A 10,487-nucleotide genomic window follows, 5' to 3' on the forward strand; every position below is an offset into this window, starting at 1 on the left:
CGGGCGGCCCCCTCGGGGGGCAGGAAGCTACACGAAGTGAGCGACCGTGGGGGCCACGTTCTAGCCGCCCCGCCTCATCATGTCGAAGAATTCGTGGTTGTTCTTCGTCGCTTTCATGTTCTTGAGCATCAGCTCCATGGATTCGATTTCATCCATGTTGTACATGAATTGACGCAAAATTCGCGACTTTTGGAGAATTTCGGGTGCAAGTAACAGCTCTTCCTTGCGGGTGCCGCTGCGGTTGAGGTGAATTGCCGGGAACACGCGTTTTTCGTACAGGCGGCGGTCCAGGTGGATTTCGCAGTTGCCGGTGCCCTTGAATTCTTCAAAGATCACTTCGTCCATGCGGCTGCCGGTGTCTACCAGCGCGGTGCCGATGATGGTCAGGCTGCCGCCTTCTTCAATATTGCGGGCCGCACCGAAGAAGCGCTTGGGGCGCTGCAGTGCGTTGGCGTCCACACCGCCGGTCAGCACTTTGCCCGATGAAGGCAACACGTTGTTGTAGGCGCGGGCCAGGCGGGTGATGGAGTCCAGCAGGATAACGACGTCCTTGCCGAGTTCAACCAGGCGCTTGGCGCGTTCGATCACCATTTCGGCCACATGCACGTGGCGTGCGGCGGGTTCGTCAAAAGTGGAGGAGATCACTTCGCCGCGCACGCTGCGCTGCATTTCGGTCACTTCTTCAGGGCGCTCGTCCACCAGCAGCACCATCATGACCACTTCAGGGTAGTTGGCGGTAATGGCGTGGGCGATGTTCTGCATCATCACGGTCTTGCCGGACTTGGGCGGTGCGACCAGCAGGGCGCGCTGGCCTTTGCCGATAGGCGCGACGATGTCGATGATGCGGCTGGTCAGGTTCTCTTCGCCCTTGATGTCGCGTTCGAGCTTGAACTGCTCGCGTGGGAACAGCGGGGTCAAGTTCTCGAACATGACCTTGTGCTTGTTGTCTTCAGGCAGGCCGTCGTTGACCTTGTCGAGCTTGTTCAGGGCAAAGTAGCGCTCGCCATCCTTGGGGGTGCGCACTTCGCCTTCAATCATGTCGCCGGTGTGCAGGTTGAAGCGGCGAATCTGGCTGGGGCTGATGTAGATGTCGTCGGTGCTGGCCGTGTAGCTTGAATCCGGAGCACGGAGGAAACCGAAACCGTCGGGCAGCACTTCCAGCACGCCGTCGGCCACGATGGTCTCACCGGTTTTTGCACGTTTTTTGATGATGGCGAACATCAGCTCCTGCTTGCGCATACGGCCGACGTTTTCGATCTCAAGGGCTTCGGCCTGCTTGAGGACTTCAGACACGTGCAGTGCCTTGAGTTCGTTTAAGTGCATGGAGTTACTCCTTGCGGAGTTCATTGATGGAAACGGGGGAGGTTTGAAAAGAAGCCGCAGAAGATGGCTTACAAACCGGGAACTCGAACCAGGCAGCGAGTGCCGTCTGGTGAATAAAGCACATTATGACAGGAAATTCATGCAGGAAATCAAGGCATTTTTCCTGCGTCCGRCCAGCGGCCGGGGGACCTGCGCCGGTCGGGAAGCGGCGGTGCGCCGTGCTTCCCTTCCAGCGCGAAAAACCTCAGGCCAGTTGCTGGTCAATGAAGGCGGTCAGCTGGGCCTTGCTCATGGCGCCGACCTTGGTGGCGGCCAGCTGGCCGTCCTTGAACAGCATCAGGGTGGGGATGCCGCGGATACCGAACTTGGCGGGAATGTCGCGGTTTTCGTCGACGTTCATCTTGGCGATCTGCAGGCGGCCGTCGTAACCGGTGGCCACTTCGTCCAGAATCGGCGCGATCATCTTGCACGGACCGCACCATTCAGCCCAGTAGTCCACCAGCACGGGTTTGGAGGCTTGCAGCACGTCGGCTTCGAARGTGGCATCGGTGGTATGTTTGATCAGTTCGCTCGCCATGGCGGCTCCTTTGTCTGKTTAGGATGGTTACGATACGGTACGGCTAAAGTTGTAGTCATTGTGGCAGAAAGCAAGTGGCCGGGTCGGGCGCGCGGGGGCTATGGCGCCGATAGAGATTATTCAATTTGCGGCTTCCGGCCCCATTTCTTTCTTGCCAACCTCTTTTCCCCAACCTCTGTATGCCACCCGTTCCAACCTCTGATGCCGCATGGTCCGCGCCTGATGCGCTGTGCTGGCACCAGGCCATGGGCCGGCTTGCAGAAGCGATGCAGGCGCGCGGCGTCCATCCCGCAGAAGCCGTGGTGCTGCTGCCCTATGCCCAGCTGATCCAGCAGGCGCGCCGCGCCTGGGCTGCGCAGGCAGGCGAGACATTTTTTGTTCCCCGCTTTGAAACCACCATGAACTGGGCCAGCGGCCTGGGCGGCACGCTCGGCTTGTATGTGCCTTCAGGCGACGATTTGCGCATGGATGTGGCGGTCGACATGCTCACAGCCGCATCGCTGCTGGGCCGCGCGGGCCTGGGCGCCCAGCAGGATGCGCTGGCGGGCCGGCTGGTTGAAGCGGCGTGGAGCCTGGCCGGTGTGGCCGCAGCCGTCGTGCCGGCCGCTCGCCGCGCCTGGAGCGAGCGCTTGGCGCTAACGCTGGGAGCAGGCCTGGATTCGCCGGTGCTGGCCCTCGAAGCTGCCGTGGGGCGCATTGCGCTGGCCTGGGCGGCGGCGTCCGCCTATCCCACGGACCGCCTTTTCCAGGCGAAACCTCAGCTGCTCGCCGTGCTGGAAGGCTTTCAGGCCGACCCGCTTACCGAGGCCCTCAAGGCGCACTTCGGCGACCGGTCGGTTTCCATCCCGCTGTGCGTCTCACTCGAAGAGCCCTCGGCACCGCCCGCGCTGCACATTGCGCAAGACGCCGAAGACGAAGCGGGCCGCGCCGCCGCCTGCGTGCTGGCGCATCTGGCGCAAGGCCGCAGCCCGGTTGCGCTGATTGCGCAGGACCGGCAACTCACACGCCGTGTCGGCGCCATGCTCGCTGAGCGCGGCATCGCCATGCGCGATGAAACCGGCTGGAAGCTTTCAACCACTCGCGCCGCCGCCGCTCTGATGAGCCTGCTGCGCGCCATGCCCTGGGACGCGTCGACGGATGCCGTGCTGGACTGGCTGAAAAACGCACCGGCGTTTGACGCCGCGCTGGTCACCGCCGCCGAGACTGAGTTGCGCAAGACCGGCGTGCGCGCCTGGCGCGACCTGCCGGACTTTGCGGAAGACGCCATCTTGCCGCCAGCCTTTGCGGCAACAGGCCCGTTGGCGCGCGAGGTGAACGCATTGCGCAGCCCTTTCAGCCGTGCCCGCCCGCTGGCGATGTGGCTGCGCGACCTGCGCACCCTTTTGCAGTCGGCGGGGCAGTGGGACGCACTGGCGCAGGACGAAGCCGGGCAGACGGTGCTGGACGTGCTGCGCCTGCACGAAGGCGCCGAGACCGAATTCGAAGCATCGCCGGTGATGCGGCTGCATGACTTCACGCAGTGGGCCAATCAGGCGCTGGAGGGCGGCAAGTTTTCCCCGGCGCATCCGCCCGCGGAGCAGGTGGTCATACTGCCGCTGCCGCAGCTGCTGGGCCGCCCCATGCAGGCCGTGGTGCTGCCCGGCTGCGATGAAATCCGCCTGCCGGTGTCACCAGAACCTCCCGGTCCCTGGACGCCCGGCCAACGCGAGCTGCTGGGCCTGCCGTCGCGGGAAGTGCTTGCCGCTGCCCAGCGCCAGGCCTGGCACTATGCCCTGCACATGCCGCATCTCGATGTGCTCTGGCGCACCAGTGAATCCGGCGAACACCTGATCCCCAGCGGCTTTGTGCAGGAGCTGCTGCTGGACCAGGACGAGGAAGCAGTACAGCGCATGGCCACCGACCCCCGCAGCCTGCGTGCCGTGGCAACCCAGCCGACGCCGTATCCCTTCCCGACCGGCGAGGCCTTGCCCGTCATCCGGCTTTCAGCCAGCGCCTATGAAGACCTGCGGCGTTGCCCCTACCGCTTTTTTGCGCTGCGTCAGCTTAGGCTGCAGGAGCCCGAAGAGCTCGAAAGCGAGTTGGGCAAGCGCGACTTCGGCAACTGGCTGCACAGCCTGCTGCGGCATTTCCATGAGGCACTCAAAGCGGCACCAACCCCCGATCTATCAGCGCGGGTAGCTATGCTAAACATAGCAGCGGAGCGCGCCACGCAAGAGCTGGCGCTCAGCGACAGCGAGTTTTTGCCTTTTGCCGCGGCCTGGCCCGGCGTGCGCGAGGGCTACCTGAAATGGCTGGCCGACCACGAAGCCACCGGCGCGGTCTTCGACGAAGCCGAAGTCTGGCGCGAAGTGCCTGTCGGCACGCTCACGCTGCTCGGCCAGCTCGACCGCGTTGATCGCCAGCCTGACGGGCACGCCCTGGTGATCGACTACAAGACCGAGCCGCGCACGACCACGGCCGAACGCATCAAGAACGGCCAGGAAGACACCCAGCTTGCCTTTTATGCCGCCCTGATGAGCGACGACACGCTGGCCGCGGCCTACGTCAACCTCGGCGAAAAAGAGCCGACCAAGACCTATGAGCAAGCCGAGATCGTCGGCTTGCGCGACGAGCTCATCGACAGCATCTTGACCGACATGGCGCGCATCTCGCGCGGGGCGGCGCTGCCGGCATTAGGGGAGGGCAAGGCCTGCGACTATTGCGCGGCCCGCGGCCTCTGCCGCAAGGATTTCTGGAGCCTGGACGAGGAAGCCACGGCAGGGGAGGAGGGCGTATGACCCCGCCGGCTAACACCTTGATCGCTCACGCCGCGGCCTACGAATGCAACGGCGAGCCGCTCTCCGCCGATGCCTTCTACGCCATCGCCTGCGACCCGCGGCGCAGCGTGGCGGTGGAAGCCTGTGCYGGCGCCGGCAAAACCTGGATGCTGGTGTCACGCATCGTTCGGGCCTTGCTGGACGGCGCCACGGCCGCACCGGGGCAGCAGGTCTTGCCGCATGAAATCCTGGCCATCACCTTCACCAAAAAAGCCGCCGGCGAAATGCGAGAGCGCCTGGACGACTGGCTCAAGGCCTTTGCCCACGCCGACGATGAGACCCTGCAGCGCGAACTCGAAATGCGCGGCGTCAGGGTYGATTTTTCAAGCCAAAAAGGCCTGAAAGCCGCGCAGAACGTGCGCGAGCAGCTATCAAATTTATACCGCTCCATTCTGGCCAGCGGCCGCTCGGTGCAGATACGCACCTTTCACAGCTGGTTTGCAGCCCTGCTGCGCAGCGCGCCAGTAGCGGTGCTGCAGCGCCTGGAGCTGCCGGTGAACTACGAGCTGCTGGAAGACGATGCGCCGGCACGCGCGCTGGTGTGGCGGCGGTTTTATGCGGCCGTCGCGGTTGACGCGTCACTCAAGGCTGACTTTGAGGCGGTGGTGCTGGCGTATGGGCGTTTCCAGGCCGACAAGGCCTTGCAAGCCGCGCTCGACAAGCGCACCGAGTTCACGCTGGCTGATGAAAAAGGCGTGATCGACGCCTCGGTACAAGCCTTCAGTGCACAGTTCACTGAATTTGGCGGCCTTGATGAACCCGAAGAGCTGCTCAGCACCAACCGTTTTCACCGRCAAACCTTGAGGGACGCCGCCATCGCGCTGGGCCGCGCGAGCGCGCCGACTTTTTCGGCCAAAGGCGTGGAACTGGAGCAGGCGTTGACGGCCGGAGACTTCCCGGCGGCCATTGCGGCCCTATTGACCGAAAAGGGCACGCCGCGCAAGTTCGGCGAAAAAATTGTCGGCATCGAACAGGTGCGCATTGCGCAAGACCTGGTGCTGCGTGTGGTGGCGGCCCGCCAGCAGCATGACGCCTGGCTGTACCAGCAGCGCATGGCGCGCCTGACGCGCGTGCTGATCGCCCAGTTCACCGCCTTGAAGCGTGACCGCGGCTGGGTCGACATGAATGACGTTGAGAGGGCCGCGCTGCTGATGCTGGCCGACCCCGTGCTGTCGGGCTGGGTGCAGGAGCGGCTGGACGCGCGCATCCGGCATCTGATGATTGACGAGTTCCAGGACACCAACCCGCTGCAGTGGCAGGCTCTGTATGCCTGGCTCATCGGCTACTCGGGTGCGGGCACGGCGCCCAGCGTGTTCCTGGTGGGCGACCCCAAACAAAGCATTTACCGCTTCCGCCGCGCCGAGCCGCAGGTGTTTCGTGCCGCGCAGGCTTTTGTGGTGCACGGCCTGGGCGGTGACTTGCTCAGCTGCGACCACACCCGGCGCAACGCCGAGGCGGTGATCGACATCGTCAATTCGGCCATGGCCACGGCGCGCGAAACCGACGGGTACGACGGTTTCCGCGAACACACCACGGCCTCTGGCCGGGCCGGCGCTGTGGGCCGGCTTCCGCCCATTGCACGCAACAAGGACGAAGAAGAGGTCTCGCCGCTGGCCGCCGGCTGGCGCGACAGCCTGACCACGCCGCGCGAATTGCCCGAGGAGACCCTGCGCACGCGCGAGGCCCGGCAGGCCGCCGCATGGATATCCGAACAGGTCGCCGCCGGACTGCGCCCCCAGGACGTGATGGTCCTCTCGCGCAAACGCGCAGGCCTGCTGCCGCTGCAGGACGAGCTACGCGCGCTGCACATTCCCGCGCAGGTGGGCGAGAAAACCGAGCTGATCGACTGCTGCGAAGTGCTGGACGTGGTGGCGCTGCTCGACGTGCTGGTGTCGCCGCAGCACGACCTCTCGCTGGCACGTGCGCTGCGTTCGCCGCTGTTCGGGCTGGCTGACGATTGCCTGGTGCAACTGGCGCTGCTGCAGCGCGAGCACCACCAGCCGTGGTACAGCCTGCTACAAAAAGAGGAGCTGCTTGCGCCTGGCCTGAAAGGGCTGGGGCCTGTTTTGACCAAGTGGAAGAGCTGGCTGGACCGCTTGCCGCCGCATGATGCGCTGCAGGGCATTTACGACGACGGCGACGTGCTGGCGCGTTTTGGCGCTGCCGCCCCGGCGGCCCAGCGCAGCGCGGTGCTGGCCAACCTGCGCGCGCTGCTGGGTGTGTCGCTGGCGCTGGACGGTGGGCGTTATGCCACGCCCTACGGTTTTGTGCGCGCCCTCAAGGCCGGGGGCACGCAGGCGCCGGCAGCCGTCAGCAGCGAGGCCGTTCGGCTGCTGACCATCCACGGCGCCAAAGGCCTTGAAGCCGAAGCCGTGCTGCTGCTGGACACCGACACCGTCGAGCGCAATGCCGACAGCATGGGCGTGCTGGTCGACTGGCCCGGCGAGGCGACGGAGCCGCGCAAGTTCGTCTTCCTGGTTAGCGAAAGCCGCCCGCCCGCCTGCGCTGCCGACACATTGGCGAGCGAGCAGGCGGCCCGCAAGCGCGAAGAACTCAACGCCCTGTATGTAGCGCTGACGCGCGCCCGCCGTACGCTGGTGATTTCCTCCATCGAGCCGCACCGCGTGACGACTGAGAGCTGGTGGCAGCGCCTGCACGCACTGGTGGGCGAACTGCCTGCGCCGGTCGCGGATGAGTCCGCAGCCGCCCATCTCGATGCGGCCGACGCGGGCGTGTTCTACCTGCCCGAGTTGCCTGAACTGCCCGAGGTCATGACGATTTCCGAGCCTGCTGCGGTGCGCGTTGATGAAGATTCGCTCAAGGCCCGCATCGGCAAGGCCATGCACCGCCTGCTGGAGTGGGGTGGTGCGTTGTCAGACCCTCAGATCAAGGCGGCGGCGCGCGAGTTTCGCCTGAGCCCTGCACAGGCAGCCGAGGCCGCCGGCCTGGCCGGGCGCATTCTGGCGGGTGAGGGCGCCTGGGCCTGGAGCCCGCAAGCCGTGGCCTGGCAAGGCAACGAAGTCGGCCTTGTCTACGCCGGGAAAGACTTGCGGCTGGACCGCCTGGTGCAGCGCAAGGACGCCGGCCACGAAGGCCACTGGTGGGTGCTCGACTACAAATCCGCCGTGGCGCCGGAGCTGCAGCCCGCGCTGGTGGCGCAGCTGCAGGACTACCGTGCGGCGGTGCAGCTGATTTACCCCGGCGCGCCGGTGAAAGCAGCTTTCCTGACGGGGCGGGGAACTGTTGTCGAGCTGGATTGATCTCACACAGCCCGCGCTCTACCCCATGTTATTCGCCGACCTGAAGAAAGAGACAACCATGTTCAAGCAACTTGCCGCCTCGCTAACCTTCCTGGCCGTCCTGCCACTGGCATGGGCCCAAACCCCGGCACCGACTAACCCCACGGTGCGCCTGCGCGCGACGATTGAAAAAGTCGATGCGACCAGCCTCACCATCAGGGAACGCAGCGGCGAAGTGATCACGCTGGTGCGCCCGGCCGAGATGGACGTGTCCGAGGTGTACCCGCTGTCGCTCGCCGACATCAAGCCCGGCAGCTACATCGGCACCGCCGGCATGCCGCAGCCCGACGGCAGCCAGCTGGCGCTGGAGGTGCTGGTGTTCCCCGAAGCAGCGCGCGGCGCCGGTGAAGGCCACCGCCCCTGGGATTTGCGGCCCGACAGCACCATGACCAACGCTACCGTGGCCGACCTGGCCGCGGCGCCAACGTCGGTGCCCGGCGGGCAAAAGCTCACGTTGCGCTACAAGGACGGCGAGAAAACCGTGATTGTTCCGCCGGATGTGCCGGTGGTGTCCTTCAAGCCCGGCAAGGCCGACGAAAACGCCTTGCTGGTGCCGGGTGCCAAGGTGATGATCACGGCGCAGGAAAAAGCCGGCAAGCCGACCGCGCTGCGTGTCATCGTCGGCCGCGATGGTTTTGCGCCGCCCATGTAATGCAATGCGCCGCGCAGGCCGGCAAGTGCGGCCTGTGATAATTGGCGCATGCCGCCAATCGGCGCCAAACCTGTACCTGGCCCCTGTTTTTAAGCGATTTAGCCCTGCAGGCCAATCGGATCGGGCGCAAGCAGCTATCAAAAACAGAGCAAACACATTCGCCTGCGAAGCGCTATCTTTGATGCCTTTCAGGAAAGCGGCTGCTGTTTGGCCTTGATTTCTCCCATCTCACCATACCTCGCCTCCGCGAGCAGACGGAACACCTTTTGAACGATTCAGCCTCTCCCGTGAAACCGCCGCCTGTCGGCCCCCTGCGTATTGCCGTCATAGGCGGCGGACCCGCCGGCCTGATGGCCGCCGAGGTGCTGGCCGCTGCCGGTGCGGCCGTGAAGGTCGAGGTGTACGACGCCATGCCTTCGGTGGGGCGCAAGTTTTTGCTGGCCGGCAAGGGCGGGCTCAACCTCACGCATTCCGAAGCACCCGAGGCTTTTCTGAGCCGCTATGGCGAGCGCGCTGCGCAGCTGACGCCGTTGCTGGCCGCGTTCGGCCCGGCCGAGCTGCGTGCCTGGGCTGAAGCGCTGGGCGTGGAAACCTTTATCGGCAGCTCGGGCCGCGTGTTCCCCAAAGACATGAAGGCTGCGCCGCTGCTGCGCGCGTGGCTGCACCGCCTTCGCCTGGCCGGCGTGCAGTTTTCCATGCGGCACCGCTGGCTGGGCTGGGCCGATGACGGCGCGCTGAAGTTCTCAACGCCCACCGGCGAGGTGCTGGCACACGCTGACGCCGTGGTGCTGGCTTTGGGCGGCGGCAGCTGGGCGCGGCTGGGCTCTGATGGTGCCTGGGCGCCGCTGCTGGCTGAGCGCGGCGTGGCGGTGGCACCGCTGCAGCCGTCCAACTGCGGCTTCGACGTGGCCGCACGCGCGGACAGTCCGGCGCAGCTTGAAGAGGCGGCAGCCGACGCCGGCGAGACCCGCCGCGAATTCCTGCAGGAACTCATAGGTAAAAGTCCACAGCCGCACATCGGCTGGACAGAGCATTTMGCCAGCCGTTTTGCCGGCCAGCCCTTCAAGTCCGTGGCCATCAGCTTCACCGATTCACATGGCCGCAGCTTCAGCCGCAAGGGCGAGTTTGTCGCCACTGCCACCGGTGTCGAAGGCAGCCTGATCTATGCCGCTTCCTCCTTGCTGCGTGACGAGATTGCTGAACACGGCAGCGCCACCTTCCTGCTCGATTTGCTGCCCGCCAAGACCGCCGAGCAGGTGCTGGTGGAGGTGCGCCACCCGCGCGGCTCACGCTCGCTGTCCAGTCACCTCAAGAGCCGCCTGAACCTGGATGGCATCAAGGCCGCGATGTTGTACGAACTGCTGGGCAAGGACGCGATTGCCGATCCGGTGCGCCTGGCCGCCGGCATCAAGGCGCTGCCGGTGCGCGTTACTGCGGCCAGGCCGATGGATGAAGCCATCAGCACCGCGGGCGGCGTGATGTTTGAGGGCCTGAGTGCACAGCTACAGCTGGGTGCTGCGGCTGCAGTGCCCCAGCCCGTGTTCTGCGCCGGTGAAATGCTGGACTGGGAAGCCCCCACGGGCGGCTATCTGCTCACGGCCTGCTTTGCTGGCGGGCGCGTTGCCGGGCAGGGCGTTTTGAGTCATTTTGGCCTGTAGACCAATAGGGTCGGGCGCAAGCAGCTATTGATTTTGTAGCATTTTTTTTGAACCATTCGCAGTTGCGCGAGAGGAGCCGCCATGATCGTCCGTTTTAACATCGACTCTTTTGACAAGACCCAGTACGAATACCGCGTGACCTACGAAGGTGAAGACCTGTTC

6 protein-coding genes are annotated in these 10,487 nt (G+C 65.1%); 4 read left to right on the forward strand and 2 right to left on the reverse strand.

What is annotated here, in order from left to right; translation table 11 throughout:
• Positions 1-60 precede the first annotated feature (60 nt).
• Together rho and trxA are read right to left on the reverse strand one after the other, a co-directional pair.
• Complete coding sequence (gene rho, locus AC1DWI_RS04685; RefSeq protein ID WP_348050341.1) at positions 61-1,323, reverse strand: transcription termination factor Rho; 1,263 nt, start codon at positions 1,321-1,323, stop codon at positions 61-63.
• Positions 1,324-1,567: 244 nt separating this feature from the next.
• Positions 1,568-1,900: a thioredoxin TrxA gene (trxA, locus tag AC1DWI_RS04690; protein ID WP_077594529.1), complete on the reverse strand. Its 333-nt coding sequence runs from the start codon at positions 1,898-1,900 to the stop codon at positions 1,568-1,570.
• A 179-nt stretch (positions 1,901-2,079) separates the two neighbouring features.
• On the opposite strand from trxA, the gene AC1DWI_RS04695 reads away from it, so the two are divergent.
• The 4 genes from AC1DWI_RS04695 (at position 2,080) to AC1DWI_RS04710 (ending at position 10,325) form a co-directional block, all read left to right on the forward strand.
• Positions 2,080-4,677: a PD-(D/E)XK nuclease family protein gene (locus AC1DWI_RS04695; protein ID WP_477670882.1), complete on the forward strand. Its 2,598-nt coding sequence runs from the start codon at positions 2,080-2,082 to the stop codon at positions 4,675-4,677.
• Positions 4,674-7,976: a UvrD-helicase domain-containing protein gene (locus AC1DWI_RS04700; protein ID WP_477670881.1), complete on the forward strand. Its 3,303-nt coding sequence runs from the start codon at positions 4,674-4,676 to the stop codon at positions 7,974-7,976. Before AC1DWI_RS04695 ends, AC1DWI_RS04700 begins: the two co-directional genes overlap by 4 nt.
• Positions 7,977-8,034: 58 nt before the next feature.
• Positions 8,035-8,667, forward strand: coding sequence for a hypothetical protein (locus AC1DWI_RS04705; RefSeq protein ID WP_457278648.1), 633 nt, complete (start codon positions 8,035-8,037; stop codon positions 8,665-8,667).
• A gap of 287 nt (positions 8,668-8,954) precedes the next feature.
• Positions 8,955-10,325 (forward strand): TIGR03862 family flavoprotein, encoded by a 1,371-nt coding sequence (locus AC1DWI_RS04710; RefSeq protein ID WP_477724450.1) that lies wholly within the window; start codon positions 8,955-8,957, stop codon positions 10,323-10,325.
• The last annotated feature ends 162 nt before the right edge of the window (positions 10,326-10,487 follow it).

This window comes from Polaromonas sp. P3_C2 (assembly GCF_056402675.1).